This window comes from Paraburkholderia phenoliruptrix (assembly GCF_047325075.1).
GTDB lineage: Bacteria > Pseudomonadota > Gammaproteobacteria > Burkholderiales > Burkholderiaceae > Paraburkholderia > Paraburkholderia phenoliruptrix.
The window spans coordinates 2601783-2620281 of record NZ_CP168531.1 but is presented as its reverse complement, the minus strand read 5'-3'; the positions used below and the strand labels follow the sequence as shown (position 1 = coordinate 2620281).

15 protein-coding genes are annotated in these 18499 nt (G+C 57.0%); 8 read left to right on the top strand and 7 right to left on the bottom strand.

From position 1 onward, the window contains the following. Positions 1–406: 406 nt before the first annotated feature. Positions 407–646 carry a hypothetical protein gene (locus ACEN8U_RS23745; protein WP_013588440.1) on the top strand — a complete coding sequence of 80 codons (240 nt, stop codon included), beginning with the start codon at positions 407–409 and terminating at the stop codon, positions 644–646. Positions 647–682: 36 nt separating this feature from the next. Here the strand turns inward: ACEN8U_RS23745 and ACEN8U_RS23740 are convergent, their stop codons facing one another. Together ACEN8U_RS23740 and ACEN8U_RS23735 are read right to left on the bottom strand one after the other, a co-directional pair. After that, positions 683–979, bottom strand: coding sequence for a helix-turn-helix domain-containing protein (locus ACEN8U_RS23740; RefSeq protein WP_049799248.1), 297 nt, complete (start codon positions 977–979; stop codon positions 683–685). 8 nt (positions 980–987) lie between these two features. Then, positions 988–1215, bottom strand: a complete 228-nt coding sequence (locus ACEN8U_RS23735; protein WP_013588438.1) for a hypothetical protein — start codon at positions 1213–1215, stop codon at positions 988–990. A 540-nt stretch (positions 1216–1755) separates the two neighbouring features. Between ACEN8U_RS23735 and ACEN8U_RS23730 the strand changes: the two genes are divergently transcribed. The 7 genes from ACEN8U_RS23730 to ACEN8U_RS23700 all read left to right on the top strand — a co-directional run bounded on the left by ACEN8U_RS23730 (position 1756) and on the right by ACEN8U_RS23700 (position 12097). After that, the gene (locus tag ACEN8U_RS23730; RefSeq protein ID WP_157097350.1) at positions 1756–2226 is read left to right on the top strand and encodes a hypothetical protein; all 471 of its coding nucleotides are present in this window, start codon (positions 1756–1758) and stop codon (positions 2224–2226) included. 241 nt (positions 2227–2467) lie between these two features. Beyond that, complete coding sequence (locus ACEN8U_RS23725; protein WP_013588436.1) at positions 2468–2887, top strand: hypothetical protein; 420 nt, start codon at positions 2468–2470, stop codon at positions 2885–2887. 435 nt (positions 2888–3322) lie between these two features. Further along, positions 3323–4153, top strand: coding sequence for a hypothetical protein (locus tag ACEN8U_RS23720; protein ID WP_013588434.1), 831 nt, complete (start codon positions 3323–3325; stop codon positions 4151–4153). A 440-nt stretch (positions 4154–4593) separates the two neighbouring features. Then, positions 4594–5319: a hypothetical protein gene (locus ACEN8U_RS23715; protein WP_013588433.1), complete on the top strand. Its 726-nt coding sequence runs from the start codon at positions 4594–4596 to the stop codon at positions 5317–5319. Positions 5320–5962: 643 nt separating this feature from the next. After that, entirely contained in the window at positions 5963–9316 is a 3354-nt protein-coding gene (gene hsdR, locus ACEN8U_RS23710; protein WP_310110445.1) for a type I restriction-modification system endonuclease, read from the top strand. Positions 9317–9326: 10 nt separating this feature from the next. Next, the gene (locus tag ACEN8U_RS23705; protein WP_013588431.1) at positions 9327–10769 is read left to right on the top strand and encodes an N-6 DNA methylase; all 1443 of its coding nucleotides are present in this window, start codon (positions 9327–9329) and stop codon (positions 10767–10769) included. Beyond that, a complete protein-coding gene (locus tag ACEN8U_RS23700) occupies positions 10766–12097 on the top strand; it encodes a restriction endonuclease subunit S (protein ID WP_013588430.1) in 1332 nt (443 codons plus the stop codon). Before ACEN8U_RS23705 ends, ACEN8U_RS23700 begins: the two co-directional genes overlap by 4 nt. Before the next feature lie 670 nt (positions 12098–12767). On the opposite strand, the gene ACEN8U_RS23695 is transcribed toward ACEN8U_RS23700, so the two are convergent. The 5 genes from ACEN8U_RS23695 to ACEN8U_RS23675 form a co-directional block, all read right to left on the bottom strand. After that, entirely contained in the window at positions 12768–13589 is an 822-nt protein-coding gene (locus ACEN8U_RS23695) for a DUF4435 domain-containing protein (RefSeq protein WP_013588429.1), read from the bottom strand. 1 nt (position 13590) lies between these two features. Continuing rightward, entirely contained in the window at positions 13591–15027 is a 1437-nt protein-coding gene (locus ACEN8U_RS23690) for an AAA family ATPase (RefSeq protein ID WP_013588428.1), read from the bottom strand. A gap of 454 nt (positions 15028–15481) precedes the next feature. Continuing rightward, positions 15482–16180 (bottom strand): HNH endonuclease, encoded by a 699-nt coding sequence (locus ACEN8U_RS23685; RefSeq protein ID WP_013588427.1) that lies wholly within the window; start codon positions 16178–16180, stop codon positions 15482–15484. Between the two features lie 56 nt (positions 16181–16236). Further along, complete coding sequence (locus ACEN8U_RS23680; protein ID WP_013588426.1) at positions 16237–17205, bottom strand: HNH endonuclease; 969 nt, start codon at positions 17203–17205, stop codon at positions 16237–16239. Positions 17206–17418: 213 nt separating this feature from the next. After that, the gene (locus ACEN8U_RS23675; protein WP_013588425.1) at positions 17419–18393 is read right to left on the bottom strand and encodes a DUF2971 domain-containing protein; all 975 of its coding nucleotides are present in this window, start codon (positions 18391–18393) and stop codon (positions 17419–17421) included. Positions 18394–18499 lie beyond the last annotated feature (106 nt).

Below are 18499 nucleotides of genomic sequence, written 5' to 3'. Positions count from 1 at the left end.
CACCAGCGCATGGTCCAGTTGATCTTCTTGAAGCCCGGTTCGATGCCGGGCTTTTTCATGGACGCCAACCTGGAATCATGAACCTCGCGGTTCATATCCTGCTTCCCTATGAACCTCACGGTTCATGCCGCAAACGCCCGGCTGGCAACGGGTTGCCGGTTTTTATGAACTTATGAACCCTTTCCGGAGGGGAAGATATATATAGCCCTATCCGTATTCCTATTCGTCTCTCTCTCTCTCTCTTTCTCGGTTCATAGGTTCATAAAGTTCATAGAGTGGCTAGAAGCCTTATCGGGCTTGGCTTTGGGCTATGAACCGTTCTATGAACCGACGGATGAGATGGTTCATGGAATTGTTGGAGTAGCATGACGTCGAACACAGATGCCGCGACTCACCAGGGGAACCCATGAGACCAGACGTCGACATTGTGCGCGTGCAACTCGGCGAGCTGGCAGCGATGGCGGGGCAGTGCGACGAGGCAGAGAGGAGGATCTTGGCGCGCGCTTCTGATCGGCTGGCCTACGTCGAGAAGCAGCTCGAGGCGACGGACGCCGGCTGCGATGTTGCCGAGCTCGTTAAAGAGCGTGGCGTGCTCGAGCAGGTGATAGCGCGGGCGAGGCAGACGCTTGGCGAGGACCCAAAGTAGGCGGGGCGTGCTCGGCGCAAGTGCCGCGCGCCCGTTTCACCGTTTTTTACGCGGCAAGAGATTCGTGTGCCTGACGCGGCGTCCGGGCACTTGCATGCGCTCAGCGGTCTGCGCAATGATTTGCTGCTCGATGAGTGCCAATACATCCCGGGTCAGCAGGACGTAGGCGCGGCCTATGCGGGCAGCCGGTAGTACGCCGCCCTTGATCAACTTTAGCACGCTGTTCGGATGCATCTTCATCATCTCGGCGGCGCCGTTGATGTCGAGGGTCGCAGGGGGCATTTTCTGGCCTTTCCGCATTGCGGGGGATGGCGACGCCTCGAACAGCAGCAAGATGTGCGTCAGTGCGTTGACGGTGATTGCTCGATTGGCGCCCAGGTGCGGGTTTGATAGTGGCTCACGTATCGCGCCTTGCGCGCCGCTTGCGGGTTGAATTCGTCCCAGTGCCAGTGTCTGCCGTCCCAGTAGCTTAGGGTCGCGCGGGTTTGCTTGCCGCGCAAGGTGCGATAGACGCCGGCCCGGGCGGGCTTGCCGTTGTTGAATTCAGGTGCTGCGATGGTCTGCTGCATGGTGAGGACTCCTTTGCTGGGTTTGGTCACCCGGTCCACGACGCCAATCGTGGTGGCCGGGAGCATGGCGAGGTTGGCGTACCGGAGCAAAGGAACCGGCGAGCGCGAGCGCTCCCTCACCAAGTCCCAGCCATAGGAGCTCGATGTGCGGACGAAAAAATACCGCCGGCGGCGGTTGTCCGCCTTTGCTGTTCGAGACGCCAATCTCGATCGCTGTTGTCTCAGCGACGTCGTCATGGTATCCCAAGCGTGCGCCGCGCGCATTAACCATGTTTGAGTAAAGCTCGGGCTGCAAATTGTGGGTGTTTTACCGGAAAACGGCTCGCGTGAAACGCCCGTCTGGTCGGAAGGCCGGGGTCGTGATCGCACAATCTAACCGTTAAATTGTGAGATTTCGGAATGGGTCGAAGGGCAAACGCAGATCGCGCGCATGCGATCGAACATATCCGTGCGTGCACGAAGCGGTCAGGTCACGTCGAAGGCCCCAAAAAGGCCCGAGAGGACTTCCAGCACGTTGCGGCGTCAACGTGGTCCAGGTGGGTGGGCGATGCCATTGGCGACGCGCGTTACTCGGCCGGCAGGCCTGCTGCGGAGCAACTGACTGCGGAAGTCGCGCGCCATATTCCAAGGCCCGGCGATCTAGCCCCGGGGTTGGTCATTGAGAAGACTGCATTGGCGCACGACGCGGTGCGATTCTTCCGGGAGACGGTCGCGGACATGATCGCCGATATACAGCTCATGCGTGAATTCGCCGCAAAGGTGGGGGACGATGGCAAGCGCAAACTCCGTGTGCCAAACGTCATGAATGACAGTCTCCGGGCGCGCGACAGGCTTCTGAATACTATGCTGGCCTTGTCGGAGGCGTTTTACAACATGGATCGCGTCGAGCGGCTTCACGAAATGGTAATCGAGGAGATTGGCAAGGAGAGTCCAGACGCGGCGAAGCGGATCATTGATCGACTAAGGGCGCTGAACGACCAAAAGGGAGCGGTGATGCTAGGGCAATGGTGAGGGTACACACTTCGCATTGCTCATTTTTGAGGAATGACGCAGGATGCGCCCAAGTCGCGCCCGGCATTTTTTGCCATCCTCGGAGACGACCACCACATAAGGCAGCAATAGCCCCGGTCAACAGATTTCGAGTCTGTTAGCCCAGCATTTGTTGCGACGGTCTATTGTGAGACGAGCTTTGGCGTGGCATTCTTTTCGTCCATTCGGGCAGCACGAGCCAATGTGCTCGGAGGATATGGCAATGGCATTGCGGGTAGCAAGCGAGGTTGTTTCACGCGAATTGCGGGCATATTTCCGCTGGCTAACAGTGCTTGAAGGGATGGGGAAGCGTGAGGGCGCGGGCGTCTCACGATGGTATAAAAGTCCCTTCATGCATTGCTACACCCGTGCGGGGGTCATGCGCGGATGGGACTACGAGAAACCTGTCGTGTGCTTGGCGAATATCCAACTGCACAAAGCGATCAGAGGGCATGGAATCTTTTCGGAGATTGTACGCAAGCTGCAGGACGGTGCCGACAAGTTCGAACTCCACCGAATCGAGATCGAATGCGTCAATAACCCAGGTCTGGCCGACTGGCTAACGCGGGCGACGTTTCAACGTTATCCGCAGCCATCAGACGGTGCGCCGTCGACGACGTTCTACCTCGATGTGAAATCCTAAAGGGCGTACTGGCATCGCATTGCGAATATCACAGAGCGTGGTAGCACGTGAAGTGCGCCCCTACCTTCGATGGCTGAAGGTGCTAGAGCAATTGGGCAAACGGGAAGAGTGTGGGCTTTCGCGACGGTACGAGAGCCCTTTGATGGAGTGCTGGTGTGAGGCGTGGATGGGGGTACGAGAAACCCGTGGTGAGCTTGGCGAATATTCGGATTCTTGAGGCGATCCGAGGACACACGATCTTTTCGTCGATCGTGCACGCCTCGCAGGAGAGCGCGGATGAGCTCGAGCTCCATCGAATTGAGGTCGAACGCGTTGAGAACGATCGGCTCGCAGTCTGGCTAGAGCGGGACGCATTTAAACGATATCCAGTGCGGGGTGGCGCGGAGCCGTCGGACTCGTTCTACTTTGATGTAAAGGCCAGCTGAACGATGCGCGATGCATGATTACGAGTTAGCTTTCTACATCAAATCGGGCCCTTTCGAGAACATGAAAAAGACGATCATCGGGGTGTTGACGGCGCTTGCGCTGACTGCCGCTCATGCGGAGTGCTTGCAGGAGGGTGACTCAGTTTCCCTCAACGGCACGCGCGGTCAGCAGGTGAGTAAGGTTGGCGACGTTACGCGCACGGAGGACATGCTGACGCTTGACGTTCCGGTCTGCGTTGTATCTAAGGACGGATTCCAAAAGGCGGAGCATGTCGGACAGTTCGTTCTTCAGGGGCTCCATCCGAGACTGGATGGATTAGTTCAGGTGACAGGGTTCGTTCGTCTCATCCCCACTGGACGGGATTATTCGACGCCCGCGATTATTGACGTGAGAGAGTCGCACCGCATCGGCGAATCCGGGCAAAGTCTAGAGCCACCTGCGCGCGCTCGGCCTACCAATGCCGAATACATAGCGAATCTTCGAGCGAAATATGGTCATCGCCTCCACTTCCAGTCTGCAGAGGCGGAGCGCATTGTCCGATCGTTCAACATCAATTGCAGGGTGCCTGATGGCCGGTATCTTCCTTTAATCAATGTGTTGTATGCGCGCCTTGCGGAGGCGACGAGCGACCGCATGTGGCAAGAAAGCTTCGTCCAGTCACGCGGTGGAGAGGTGCGTGTCATCGATGTGCTTCGTGGTCCGGGGCTCAATAGTGACGAAGGGCAAGTCTCGTTCGAAGTAGACAAATGGGGCGAGCTGCATGTCCATGGGATCACGACCGAGGCTGTGCTGAACACCTGTTTCGGATCGTACGGGCCCATCTGGCACCCCGCGCGCTGAGACGTATGTCGGCGTCGCCGAAACGGCGCGAGCGGGCTGTGCGCCCTATGAGTGGCCAAGAGGCGTTGTCGTCCCCCGGAAGCCTGCACCGATAAAGGCGCAGAGCGATTCGCCCAACAGATTGATCGTGTTAGTAGACCTATGGCAGTAACGGACTCTCTACCGCCAGTCGTCGCAGACCTATTGCGATGATCGCTTACACCGGTTAGTACGGCCTCTTGTACAAGTGTGCCGCGGACCGACCGGTCGACCGCCTTCCTGACGAAACATCTAGGCACGTGAACACCGGAAACGGGGCTGTGCCTTTTAGTACTTTTCGTTCATCTGAAAAATATTCCCGCCCGTGCCCTACATGTTGTCTCCCTGTTGGCCGATACCGCTTGGAGGGAGCGGTATTCCCGCGCAACCATCTCGCTGACCTCCAAAGGAGTCGCCTTCGCATGACAACGGCAATCATGGCATTGGACCGCCACCTCGTCCTCAGCTCTGCGGACCGTGGCAGTCGACGACACGCTTTGATCCGGTCCAAACGGCAGAAAGTCACTGCCGCACTGCGCGTCGCGGCGGCGCCACTGGCTGCGCTTGCTCTAGCCGGGCTTGCGGCATGTACCACTTTCTCGCAGGAAGCGGCCCAACCTCAGGTGTGGGCAACAGTGGTTGACGCGTCCGCCGGATCGATGTCCGGCGAACCCGTCTTAGGTGGGCTGGTGACCCAGAGGATTGCGGTCGGCGGCTACTGGCAGGTCGTGCCAGACCTCTTCGCCGTCCGCTCATGCGATGCGGGCGTTTGCCGACAGGGCATCGCGAAGCCGGTGGCGCGCGTGATCGTCCAGCATGTTGGCGCGACAAGCGCGACGGTAACCTTCCAAGCACACTACGACGTCGGGCCGAGCCAGACCCTTACGAATGGCCTGCCGGCGTCAACAATGACGACGACAATGTCGATACCCGCAGGCGCTGCGCCCATGCTCAAGAATGTCGAGTCTGTGGGGCACACGGCGGAACTGCCATACGGCCAGTTGCGGAAGATAATGCTGCCCGATGGGGTCGCGCTGGGGCTGTGTTTGAGCGACTCTCGTGAGCCGGTTATGCCGCCCAGCGGCGCGTGCCCGGCGGCCACGGACGCGCACTTTAGCAAAGCGCTGGCAGCCGCTGCGCAGTTTTAGTCGCATTGATGCCGGACTTTCACTTCGATCAAACTGCCTAGGCCCGACGTGGTATTCGCATGCGGTCCGGCCGTCCCACGATCGGGCCGCGGGACGGCCGGCAATGCGCCGCCCGATCGGTGAGGAGGGAGCGAAAGCCCTCATCGGCCGTTCGACCCGTGGTCGGTGTGACGTCTCTTGATGCGAATTGCAACGGTCATTCGCTCGCCGCCTTCGCCTGCACGTCATCGGCCAACGCCGAAATTCTACGATGCTCCCTTAGTGTTGGGAATGTGTCGGGCTGCTGCCGGTGACGGCGCTGTGCAGCGACGACCGCTTCAACCATCGGCCAACTCACGGTTTCGACTCGTCGGAGACACTTAGTTAGCATGGGCGACGGTCTGCTGTCTCACCGAGAAGAGACATTTACACCAGCACCGTGGGCACTGGCGAGCGCTACAACGCGCCCCAGCTACTCAGGGGCTCTACCGCTCTACCCACACACCTTTACAGTTTCCGGTCCATACAGGGAGGGAACCCGCCCACGAATGGCTTCGAGTGGTCAAGCAGCAGGTCTCGCTGGTATGCAACCCCAGGTCCGCAACGGGCGTTCGGTTAAAATGCCGACTCGGGGGCGCAGGCGCGCCGTGGAGATAAAACAAAAATGTTCCAGCCACGTTCCAACTTTGCGCACTTGATGAGTGTGCAGAGAGATCTAGCCCTTCTTGGTGCGGCCGCCGAACGATATTTCGTTGACGATCCGAACACCAGTCTGCTGAAGCTTCGCCAGTTTGGCGAATTGATGGCGCAGCAAGTCGCCGCGCGGACTGGGGTTTACTCCGAGGGCGAAGATAACCAAGCCGCATTGCTTTCGCGCCTTCGAGGCGCGGGCTGGCTTCCCGGCGACTCCGCTGATCTGTTCCACTGGCTGCGCAAGGCAGGCAACGCGGCGAACCATCAGTTCTCTGGTGACCATCGCGCCGCGTTGCAGGGATTGAAGATCGCGACGCAACTCGGGTATTGGTTCCAGCGCAGCTTCGTCAACGCGGACTTCAAGGGCGGCGCGTTCGTCCCGCCCAAAGCACCCGTAGATGAATCCTCCGCGCTGAAGGCCGAGCTAGCACAACTGCAAGAAAAGTTCGAGGCACAGGTCGGGCGAGTCGAGACCGCTCAGCAGCTAGCAACGCAAGCCAAAGAAGAGGCGAAGCTTTGGGAGTCTCTCGCGGTCGACGGAAGCCAAACGGTCGAAGCGCTCGAAGCCAAGCTCTCGCAACTGCAATCCGATTCCGCCGCCCAACTCGCCACGTTGCAAGCGGAGGCAATCGAGCGGCCGAAGGCGCAGTTGCTCAAATTGCAGACGCGACTCGACAAGGCCGCGAGCCAGATCCATCTGGACGAGAAGGCCACGCGCGAGCTTATCGATCAGCAATTGCGCGATGCGGGTTGGGACGCCGACTCGGTTGCATTGCGCTACAGCGCCGGTACGCGCCCCGAGGCAAATCGTTTCCTCGCAATTGCCGAGTGGCCCACGCAGAGCGGTCCTGCGGACTACGCGCTCTTCATCGGCGCGGAGTGCGTTGCCGTAGTCGAGGCAAAGCGTAATGCCAAAAACGTTGCATCTGCCATCGATCAAGCAAAGCGCTATTCGAAAGACGCTCTCGATGATGCAAAAGCGCCGCTGCCCGTGCAATGGTCGCATTTCCGAGTCCCGCTCGTGTTCGCTACCAATGGCAGACCGTTCCAGCAGCAATTCGCGGAGGTCAGCGGCATCTGGTTTTGTGACCTCCGGCGCACGACGAACCTTCGCAAGCCGCTAAATGGCTGGTACACCCCCGGCGGCATCCGCGAGTTGCTAAAGCAAGATTTCGATGGCGCGGAGAGAAAACTCGACGACATCGGATTCAAGTTCGGGTTCCCGCTGCGCGACTATCAGCGCCGCGCGATCGTTGCGACCGAGGACGCCATTAAGCAGGGCAAGCAGAGTGTGCTTCTCGCAATGGCGACGGGGACGGGAAAGACCAAAACCTGCATTGCGCTGGTGTATCGGCTGCTTAAAGCCCAGCGCTTCCGCCGCGTACTGTTTCTCGTAGATCGCTCCGCGCTCGGCGAGCAGGCAGCGAACGCGTTCAAAGAAACGCAGACGGAGTCGCTGCAGCGTTTCGCCGATGTGTTCGGGATCAAGGAGATTGACGAACAGCAGCCCGAGCCTGATACAAAAGTTCACATCGCGACGGTGCAGGGGCTCGTCCAGCGCGTGCTCTACAACGATGACGGCGGTTTGCCGGTCGACTCTTACGATTGCATCGTTGTCGACGAATGCCACCGCGGATATTTGCTCGACCGCGAGATGAGCGACGTGGAAGTCGAGTTCAGGGATCAAGCCGACTACATTTCGAAGTACCGGCGCGTACTGGATCACTTCGACGCGGTGAAGATCGGGTTGACCGCTACTCCCGCACTGCACACGACCGAGATTTTTGGCCTGCCCGTCTTCGTCTATTCGTACCGCGAGGCAGTCCTCGACGGCCACCTCATCGACCACGATCCGGCGTTGCGCATCCGAACGGCCCTGAGCGAAAGTGGCATCAACTACAAGGCCGGCGACGATGTGCAGGTCTACGATGCCGGCACGCAGCAGATTGACCTGTTCCAGACGCCTGATGATTTGAGCTTCGAGGTCGCGCAGTTCAACCGCAAGGTCATAACCGAACCGTTCAATCGTACCGTATGCGAGGCGCTAGTCGATTATCTAGATCCGGCAGGACCGGGGAAAACGCTGATCTTCTGCGCGACCGATGTGCATGCGGATATGGTTGTGCGTCTCTTGAAAGACGCTTACCGCGCGAAGGGCGTCGACATTGACGACGACGCGGTTCTCAAGATCACCGGCGCGTCGGACAAGCCCCTCCAACTCATCCGGCGATATCGCAACGAATCGCTGCCAGTGATCGCGGTCACAGTGGACTTGCTCACGACCGGCATCGACGTGCCTTCGATCAGCAATCTCGTGTTCCTGCGCCGGGTCAATAGCCGGATTCTGTACGAGCAGATGCTCGGGCGTGCGACGCGCCGATGCGATGAGATTGGAAAAGAAGTCTTCCGCATCTTCGATGCCGTGGATCTCTACGCCACACTCGAATCCGTCAACAGCATGAAGCCCGTTGTGCAGAACCCGAACATTGGCTTCGCGCAACTGGTTAAAGAGATTGTCGCTCACCCGGACGAGCCTATCGCCGAGCGTGCGCGCGAGCAGCTGCTCGCGAAGTGGCAACGCAAGACGCGGCACTTAAGCGAAAGCGAATCCGACGCGCTGAAGCATGCCGGTTGCGATCCACAAGACTTCGGGCAGTTCCTCAAGAACACCGATATCAAAAAGCTGGCCGAATGGTGGGCGAATAATGTGGGACTTGGCGAGACCCTCGACCGCAAGCGCGGCATGCCAACAGACCCCCTTGTGATATCGTCGCACGATGATTCGCTTGTTGATGTGTCCCCTACTTATGGGAAGCCAGAGGACTATCTCGAGCGCTTTACGGAGTTCGTAAGGAAGAACAGCAATACGCTGCCCGCGCTGATGGCTGTGGTGCAACGACCACGCGAACTCACGCGCCGGGATTTGCGGGAGCTTGTGGTCGCACTCGATCGCGCGGGCTTTAACGAAAACTCGCTTACGCACGCGTGGGCGCAGAAGTCGAATCATGAGATCGCGGCGCGTGTGCTGGGCTTCGTGCGACAGGCGGCGCTGGGCGACGCTCTTATCCCCTTCGACCAGCGTGTAGATGCCGCCGTCCAGCGCGTCAGCCTCCACCGAAAGCTCTCACCCCTCCAACAAGACTGGCTCAAGCGGCTTGCCAAACAGATCAAGGCGAACATCGTGGTCGACGATGTTTCCATCAACGAAGGACCGTTCGGGCAGCAGGGCGGCTTCAAGCGCCTGAACCAGGTATTCGACCAGCAACTAAACGACGTGCTGGCTGATATGAATGAATCGATCTGGCAGCAAGCTGCCAACCAATGAGAATTAACCGATGAGCACTATCACTAACGACATAGTCGCGAAGCTTTGGAACCTCTGTAATGTTTTGCGCGACGATGGCGTGACGTATCACGAGTATGTGACCGAGTTGACCTATTTGCTGTTCCTGAAGATGGCCAAGGAAACCGGCACCGAGGACAGACTGCCAGAGGGGTATCGGTGGGACGACCTCGAAAGCAAGGCTGCGCCCGAGCGGCTTGAAGCTTATAAGGTCATGTTGATCCACCTCGGCACGCATGGCTCAATCATCACGAAAGAGATCTTCGCCGCCGCGCGTTCGTTCATTGACAAGCCAGCCACGCTAACCGCGCTCATCACCGCAATCGATGCGATTGATTGGTACTCGGCGAAGACCGAAGGGCTCGGAGATCTCTATGAAGGGCTGCTGGAGAAAAACGCTAACGAGAAGAAGTCGGGCGCGGGTCAATACTTCACGCCGCGTGTGCTGATTGACAGCATTGTGTCGCTGATGAAGCCCAAACTGGGCGAAACAATCCAAGATCCAGCCGCAGGCACTGGCGGTTTCCTCATCGCCGCGAACCACTACATTCGCAAGCACAACGATCTTGAGGCGCTGTCCGAAGCTGCTTACAAGAAATATCGCCTCCAGTTCCACGGCATGGAAATCGTGCAGGCGGCGCACAGACTCGGGCTGATGAATTTGATGCTGCATGATCTGGATTCGGATGAAACCGGCGGTATTCGTTACGGAGACTCGCTTTCGAGCGAGGGTCAGCAACTGCCCAAGGCAGATCTGATCATCACGAACCCTCCGTTCGGAACTAAGAAGGGAGGCGGCCTGCCCACGCGAGATGACTTCACTTTTCCGACCAGCAACAAGCAGCTCGCATTCTTGCAGCACATTTATCGCGCGCTCAAACCGGGTGGACGCGCGGCAGTGGTGCTGCCGGACAACGTGCTCTTTGAATCCAATGTCGGCGCGGACATTCGCCGCGATCTGATGGATAAGTGCTACCTGCACACGATCCTGCGCTTGCCCACTGGTATCTTTTACGCGCAAGGTGTGAAGACGAATGTCCTGTTCTTCACGCGCGGCAAGACGGACAAAGGCAACACGACTGGCTTATGGGTCTACGACCTCCGTGCGAACATGCCTCAATTCGGCAAGCGCACGCCGCTGACGCGTGAGCATTTCGCTGAGTTCGAAGCAGCCTTCGGGAGTGCGCCAGATGGGAGCGCCGAACGGGTTGATACGGGCGAGGAAGGTCGTTTCCGCTACTTTTCGCGCAAAGAAATCGCCGATCGCAACGATAGCTTGGATATCGCTTGGCTGAAGGATGACAGCGATGGCGCTGACGGGGACTTGGCGAAGCCGGAAGTGCTGGCGCAAGAGGCGATCGATGAGCTTGAAGGTGCGCTCAACGAGTTGCGCAGCTTAATGGATGAACTGGGCGTGGAGGCGGCTGAAGAATGAGTAGGCTTCCAAAGGGATGGCTGGAAACAACGCTCGGAGAAGTTGTCGATTACGGCACTACTCTCAAAGCGGAGCCCGACGAGATTTCCGATGATGAGTGGGTTTTGGAGCTCGAAGACATAGAGAAGGACAAGTCGAGAATCGTCAGCCGCTTAACGTTCGCGGATCGAAAGTCAAAGAGCACTAAGAACAGATTCTCGAAAGGCGATGTCCTGTACGGGAAGCTACGACCCTATTTAAACAAAGTGGTGCTCGCAGATTCCAACGGACTGTGCACAACAGAAATTATACCGATCAAGCAGACCGCGGCCGTTGACAACCGGTATGTCTTCCACTGGCTTAGGGGGCCGCGCTTTCTCAGCTATGCGATCGGGGTTAGTCACGGATTGAATATGCCACGCCTTGGGACGGATGCCGGGCGCAGTGCGCCGTTCATCCTTCCGCCGCTCGCTGAGCAGAAACGCATCGCCGACAAGCTTGACTCCGTTCTCTCGCGGGTGGAAGCCGCTTGTGCAAGAATGGGACGGGTGCCGACAATCTTGACCCGACTTCGTCGGGCGGCGCTGGTTGCCACGCTATTAGGTCAGGACGGTGACGCCAAGCCAACTCCTCGCATCGCTTTCGGCAGCCTAATCAATAGCATTAGAGGAGGGACTACGGCTGTTCCTCAAAGCGACAAGACAGCGTACCCGATACTGCGTTCAAGTAGCGTTCGTCAAGGTCGTATTGATTTCGAAGACGTTAGGTATCTGACAAGCGAACAATCGGGTGAGGAGAAAAATTTTATACGTGAAAACGATGTACTGTTCACGCGACTCAACGGCAACGTCAACTATGTTGGCAACTGTGCAGTTGTACCTTCGGTGTCGTTGAACAAGTATCAATACCCCGATCGTTTGTATTGTGCGAGGCTTAAGGAAACGATTGTCCCAAAATACTGCGCATATGCTTTTGCGTTGCCGGATATTAGAAAGGAAATCGAGCGACGAGCGAAATCGAGCGCCGGTCATAAACGGATCTCGATCCAAGATATCAAGGAAATGGAGATCCCGCTCCCCCCTGTTGCCGAGCAGTTGCGAATGGTGAATCAAATTGAGCGAATTTTTGCGACTTGTGACAGGCTGGAAAAGACGCTGGACGAAGCGAAGATTGTTGCCGACCACTTGACACCTGCACTCCTCGCAAAGGCCTTCCGTGGCGAACTCGTCGGGCAAGACCCGAACGATGAGTCAGCGGAACAGTTGCTCGAACGGTTGAAGGCTCTCACAACTTCGCTCGGCACGAAAGGTAAGAGGTCGAGGCAATCAGCCACGGCGGCGGAAATCTAGTGAATCGGGGGCTGCACGTAAGGTCGGATGGCGGCCCGCTTGATTGATAATATAAAAAGCTATGACCGGATAGGTTCCCCGCATGGAATGCGATTTTATGTCGCCCTGCGTCCTCTGGATTGCTGATGCAGATCGCGCGAGCTCAAAGAAAGCGCGCACAGAACGCGTTCCCCGAACGCTAGCGTAGATGCCTGTTGGCTTCACACCCGATAGGCAGGGGAGCGATGGGGAGCTTTTCCTTGAGTCGCGCTCACTATGCGGACCGCTTTCGATCTGAGGCGCGCGTTCAATCGCGCGCCGAGCGCGAGAGATCGCGGACACCGAATAAGGCGAATGACTGAAACGCGTATGATTGCGGCAATATGTCACAGTCGGGTGAGCGTCCCTTGATGGGCCACAAGCGCCCGTGGACCGGGCGCGACAGTCACGTCGGGTGCCCGCCTCATGCAAACGGCATAACCTGACCCACTCCGGCCGTTCATTCTAGCGTGATGTCAATCTCGCCTCGTAAGGTGCAACGGTCATTCGCATAAAGTTGGCTGGGAAAAATGTTCACTCATACACGGATGAGTTCGAACATCGTTGCATGCTATATAACTGCGTCCGGCACCGAAGTTGCGCACCGCTTCGCTCGGCTCCGCAAATCGTCTGTCCGATGAAGAATGGCACTCTAGCTTAGCAGGGCAAGCCCGTGACGTGCCTCCCACGTCGAAATAGCGCGCACGATACCTGTTGCCTTGAACCAGGCAAGCTCATAGGCCAACCGAAGGGAGGAACATAACGTTTTTTCGTTGCATCGATTTTGAGATCTATTCCTCAATGCGATAGCCAACACGCATGTAAAGTCATGACCTTGGATCATGTTCCAAATGGGCTCGCCAAGGATCGCACGATGCCACGCCTCGACCTCCTCCGGCTTGATGCTACACAAGTCCGCAAAGTCTTTTAACAGACGATGCTCCTCCAGTCGTAAGGCTGGAGCGTCTACGTATTTCCATGGAGACAGACGTTCGAATGGGACATTCAATCCACGCTCACGATTTATGTACCTTAACTTTCCGAAAAAAAGGCTTATATCCTTGATGCGCTCGATGAGATCTCGAAGTTTTTCTGGTCGCGCATCGGCTTGGTCATGGTCAACATACTCGTCCAACACCTTCTCCAACGCCGGAGAACTGGCCAACAAAGTCTCTAAGTCGTTGGTCTCCGGATACACCAAGTTATCCGATTCGTATGTCCGCCCTAGGAAACTGTCATAATCGTCGTCTACGATAGCAATAAAACCGTTAAAACCCTCTTGATCTAGTATTTCCGCCACCTTTACCGAAGTAAATTTGCCTCCGGAAATGGTGATCTGGCAATCGTCATTCTTGATCTTGGTTCGCCAAAAAAGGGAGTCAGATACCCCTTCTAGAACCAACAAGGTTCCTCGAAATGCTGCGCGAGCCATCTTCAGTTCGGCGAGTACATCGCCGACATTCCTGGTAATCATTCTATTCCCCTGCTTCCTGTGAAGCTAAGGGAACCATTAGGTCGTGCCGGTCGCCGACAATAAATGGAGAATGAGTCGCAACAATTGCATCGAACCGCGTTGCCTCCACGATATTCAGCAAGTCTTGCAGGAATTGCTTCTGCCACGTCAAATGCAACGACAGTTCGGGCTCATCAAGCAATACAAGCGTATCGGGGTCTACCCTAAACAAAAGATCATAAATCAAAACTAATTCGTGCTGTTCTCCCGATGACAATGCGTCGAGATCTAGCGAGGCGCCGGTGCTGCTAACTGCCTTCAATCCCTCTTGCTTATCAAGTGAAATTGATTTATTTCTAAACTTCTTGTTGACAATGTCAAGAAGCAAATAAACACGCTCAGACAGATTATCCAATACACTTAGCTTCGATTGAGTGTCCGAAACGTATAAAGCAAGAACATCAAGCCGCGTCGAATCAAGTGAATCTATTGCATTCACATCAAAGGGGTAGCTATTGTCGTCAGCGAGCAAGCCGATTTTCTTCAAGTAGTCTCTTTTCTTTTCTAGATCAACCATTCGTCGCTTAAGCTCATCGACCGGAACTCTCGGTTGATCGCCGTGTAGCAAGCGCCAAGGAAACGATTGATCGAGCGTTTGAGACCCTTTTCCATAATTGGCTAACGTGGCGGAAACCTTTTCCTTAAGCTCGCTCGCGTAGCTCTTCACCATCGAAACGACGGTGCGATCGGCATTATGCCGCGCCCACTCTGCCTCCTGAATACTAAGCTTAAGTAATCGCTGTGTTTCAATGAAATGCACCTTCACTTTTCGGCGAAGATTCCGAACCAATTCGGGTTCTTTAAAGAGTTTTCCTTGATAACGCGTGGGCAACCGGTCAGAGTAACGCTCAATAACCTGATAGGCTGTAAGGTACTCCTTGTATTCCCTATCCATCCACTGGTCCGGGCCCATTCGATAAAGCCAAGGCGTCTCGCTATCAATGAAGCTTGCGAGCCTCGCCGACGAAGATTTATTGGGTAACGCACCCAACTCTGCCTCTTCTCTTCTGCCATCGGCGATCGCGAATGCCCGAATAACGATCCTAGGTGGTCTTTTCTCTGACTTGGCCCGAACAGAACGTTCGAAAAGGTATTGTTGTCGTGGCTGATCGGATTCGACACCTTCTTCGTCCACAAATTCGCGCTCTTCCCTCTCGAAACCTAATATCGAGGCGTCCGTTAGTGTCACAGTAAAAGTTGAGAAATGCGTGCGAGCCAGTTCCACAAGTCGGCCTGAAAACAACGCCGCCACTAGCTTCAAAAGCATGGTTTTACCCACGCCGTTGGGTCCGTGGATGATAGTGACCCGCTCTTGGAGGTTCAGGTCAATTTTATGATTGTATAACCCGAATAAACCGGTTACCTCTACTCGCCGAATGCGCAGCGTCTCTTCGTTCATTTCCCCACCCCTGCTTGCTATTTGTCGTCGGATTCTACATGAACCATCGCACAATCTACGTTGCACCGAGCGTGCAGATTGGCGATCTGAACTTGTGTCCGATAGAGTCTCTCGGCGACTAGCCTTTCCACACCAAACTTGCCGAACTGTCTGGTCGTCGGTCGCGGCTTCGCGATGGTCTCGAAAGACGCAGGTTTGCTCATAATTGACCACTTGACCTATGACGCGCCGAGTACCAGTAGAAGGCGATGGTCCGTTACTTAGCGCGAAGCCGACAGTGAAACCTCTTCGGAGCGTACTGCCGAACGGCGGAACATGGCCGTAAGAGCCCGACGGCGCCGCGCGCCGAACAGTGGCGCTTGCATGCCATGCAAAAGTCTTAGTCCCGCAACATTCGTTCGCGCTTCACAGAAGCGCGCAGACCACTAGGAACATGCGCGAAGTGACAGTCTGCTTACAGTGCATCTTCTCGTGCGACGAACAGGTCATGGTGGCGCTTGAGCTCGTCTGTGGACGGCTGATCATTCGATGCCTCAGGAAAAGCAACGAAGCGCCGCGCGTGATACTGCGTGTACTCGGTCCCCTCCAATGTCCGCGAAACGGCCACACGGCCGTCCGCATCAATGGCGATCAGGTGCAGGTCGAACAGCGTGTGAATGTCTGCGCGCAACAGCAGCCCGTTCGACGTGGCGTAGTCCGTTTTGAGCGCGTGCGGCACGATGTGAGCCGCCTCAAGAAGTGGCGTAACAGTTGAACCGGTGATCGCACAGGTGCCACAATAGGCGCGCCTGAGACGATTCCGGAAATCGGCTTGACCACGCCGCGTCTTGATGTTGACGAATTGCCGGTTCTCGTTATCCCAGCCATCATCGCCGACGTCATCCGCTAAAGTGATGGCTTCGAGTGGCACAACGCGTCGTAGTTCTACGTAATGCTGATCGAAGTCGTGATTTGACTTTTCCCATCCGGCGCGCATCCAGGCTGCAGGAATAGGTTGGGTTTTAGTGCTGCTCAGGTACTGCTGCGGGTGCACGTAAGCGGAGGCAGGCAGTTCGTGCGGGGCAATCAGCTCGTTTATTTTGTCAAAAGTGAGCCTAACGGTGTCGCCGCGCAGGCTGCGCAGGTGCGCTTCGAGTCTGTCGTATTTCGCCATCGTGCTTGTGGTCCCGAATGGAATCTTGCTGGTTGCCGTCGGTTAGCGCTCCTTCGTCAGCGCCTGGCCTCCCGCACTTCGCTGGCGACCTGCGCGTGACGCTCCAGATGCTTGGGATGCGGTGACGACGCGGTATCTGTCGGCGGACGCAGCACCTTCCCTTGGAGCTTTCCGTACTCCGTACGCTGCAGGGCGTCCGCGACCTGGACCTTCATTTCGCGATTGACCCACAAGAGACCCAGATCGAACAGCGAGTGAATGTCTGCGCGCAACAGTAGCCCGTTGTTGCACCGGTTCGTGTGGCCGCCCTTATACGGGATGATGTGGGCCGCCTCGAGTACATCCTCTATGGTGCAGCCCGTGACAGCACACTGCCTTTCATAAGCATTGAGCAGGGCCTTTCTGAATTTGGCCTGCCCGCGGCGCAGAAAAACTGCTCGCAGTTGGCGCTCGCGCGCATCGTCCTCGGATATGATCGGCTCGGCTAGTTCCCGGGCCGCCGCTTGTTCGGCGCGGTGGATCGCCTCTCGGGGTGTTCGATTGCCTAGGGTCGTTGGCACTTTATGGGACCCCCGCTTGGCGGGGCCGCGTGACCGACGCGACTTCCAGTCTCGCGAAAAGGTCGCCGTCGTGCGCAAGAACGCTTCCAATTCATTGAGGCTAGTGTCTACCGCCACCGGGAATTCCAGCGCGTAATAGTCGGTGCCATGCGCGTCCTTCAGCGTTTTGCTGGTCCCGGGGCCTTTTCCGGTGCGCTTCGTGAACACAGTGAAACGGACAACGACGTGTTTTTGCCGGGCGAAGAGCTGAACGTGCCGGAAATGCTGTTCTGTTTCGATCGGGTCAAACCGGTATTCGACGAAGTTCGCGGCCCGGTTGATATAGCCTTGGTTGTCGCCCTCATAGTGGCCATCCAAGAGCTTGATGATTCGCCTGAGGTTGCGGGCCGCATCCCGGTGCCTTCGCATCCATCGGTCGGCGTTCGGACAGGCCTTCACGTTTTCGCTTCTTTTTGGTTTCGCCATTGAAATTCCCCGATGCAGGAGCTGCCGTCCGGCGGCCCGATGCCGTCACCGTCAAGGCCCGCCGCTTGTTGACGTAGAACCCAGGCCGCAGCAGCGTGTGCATGGTCTTTTCATGGCCGATCATTGCGTCATGCGATCGGCGGCACGGAAGGCTCATGCGGTGTCGGCTGGCGGATCTTGCTCGTCGTTTTCATCGCCTACGCCCGTCGTTCGTCAATTTCCCGGAAGCGCGTCGAACTCTTCAAAGATCGAGAGCGCGCGCCGTGGATAGGCCGCCGAAAGCTCATCCACATCCAATTCGCTGCGCCGCAACTCAAACGTTCCACGAACCTCAATCATTTCATAGAACTGTACGGGCTTCACTCGTCCGCTTAACGCGCTTGCGACCGCGTGCATGACGGTTGTACTGCATCTCATGCCGAACACGATCTCGGCCATTTCGAGTGGTGAATCGACGACTCCCCGGGAACCCAGCAAGCGCCACTCCCTCTCATAGTGCCAGTCAGGCGCCTTTCGCAGCAGCACGGCTGCGTCGACCGCGATTCGGGCCTGTTCATCACGGTCGAGCACCATTTTGGCGACCGCGCTCGCGCGCACGTTTCGGTTGCCGCCATACCGTACCTCGTGAAGCTGTCGTTGTGCTTCTTGCGGCACGCTGTATCCGATGCAAATTCCTCGATGCTGCGCGCCGTAGTGACTCCACATCAAGGGGCAATCATATCGGGTCGCCAGTGACAAAATCCCCTTGTTGTACTGTTTCAGCAACTCGCGTTCGATTGCATATGCCAGCACGGACGCGAGGGGGCCGGGGGGATCAGAGCAGCGTTCCGGGTCCGTAGCGTCATATCTCAAACCATCGATCATCCGCTGCGCCGCGGCATGACTATGTTTCTCGATATGTGCCATGGTCTTTGGTCCGCGATATTTCACAGCACGTGCGCCACTTTGCATTTCATCTTCAACGCGACGGCGGACTAGTTCATAAACCGTACGCTCCATGGTCGCGACGTCGCAGTCTGCTTCAACGCACGGCTTGGTATCTAACGGATCATTGAAGGTACTGGGGTCGGCATAGTAGACGGTGTCGGCACACAGAAGCTCGACCGTCCGTTCGTCAAAGTGGCGATACTTGTACAGGACTGGCGGGATCACCTTTGGCATGCCGTCGGCCATCTCGTGCTCACTCATTGAATGTCCTCGGTGTCATCGCGATTGGCCGGTCCGTTCCCTATCGCCGGAGCAGGTGGTTACGTCGCACAGCTTGCTGCATGCAAGGTCGTCGCACATGCAATGG

Excerpts from the sequence above, each read along its gene's own strand:
- ACEN8U_RS23745 (WP_013588440.1), top strand. The coding sequence starts at position 407 with ATGAGACCAGACGTCGACATTGTGCGCGTGCAACTCGGCGAGCTGGCA.
- ACEN8U_RS23735 (WP_013588438.1), bottom strand. The coding sequence starts at position 1,215 with ATGCAGCAGACCATCGCAGCACCTGAATTCAACAACGGCAAGCCCGCC.
- ACEN8U_RS23725 (WP_013588436.1), top strand. The coding sequence starts at position 2,468 with ATGGCATTGCGGGTAGCAAGCGAGGTTGTTTCACGCGAATTGCGGGCA.
- ACEN8U_RS23720 (WP_013588434.1), top strand. The coding sequence starts at position 3,323 with ATGCATGATTACGAGTTAGCTTTCTACATCAAATCGGGCCCTTTCGAG.
- ACEN8U_RS23715 (WP_013588433.1), top strand. The coding sequence starts at position 4,594 with ATGACAACGGCAATCATGGCATTGGACCGCCACCTCGTCCTCAGCTCT.
- hsdR (WP_310110445.1), top strand. The coding sequence starts at position 5,963 with ATGTTCCAGCCACGTTCCAACTTTGCGCACTTGATGAGTGTGCAGAGA.
- ACEN8U_RS23705 (WP_013588431.1), top strand. The coding sequence starts at position 9,327 with ATGAGCACTATCACTAACGACATAGTCGCGAAGCTTTGGAACCTCTGT.
- ACEN8U_RS23700 (WP_013588430.1), top strand. The coding sequence starts at position 10,766 with ATGAGTAGGCTTCCAAAGGGATGGCTGGAAACAACGCTCGGAGAAGTT.
- ACEN8U_RS23695 (WP_013588429.1), bottom strand. The coding sequence starts at position 13,589 with ATGATTACCAGGAATGTCGGCGATGTACTCGCCGAACTGAAGATGGCT.
- ACEN8U_RS23690 (WP_013588428.1), bottom strand. The coding sequence starts at position 15,027 with ATGAACGAAGAGACGCTGCGCATTCGGCGAGTAGAGGTAACCGGTTTA.
- ACEN8U_RS23685 (WP_013588427.1), bottom strand. The coding sequence starts at position 16,180 with ATGGCGAAATACGACAGACTCGAAGCGCACCTGCGCAGCCTGCGCGGC.
- ACEN8U_RS23680 (WP_013588426.1), bottom strand. The coding sequence starts at position 17,205 with ATGGCGAAACCAAAAAGAAGCGAAAACGTGAAGGCCTGTCCGAACGCC.
- ACEN8U_RS23675 (WP_013588425.1), bottom strand. The coding sequence starts at position 18,393 with ATGAGTGAGCACGAGATGGCCGACGGCATGCCAAAGGTGATCCCGCCA.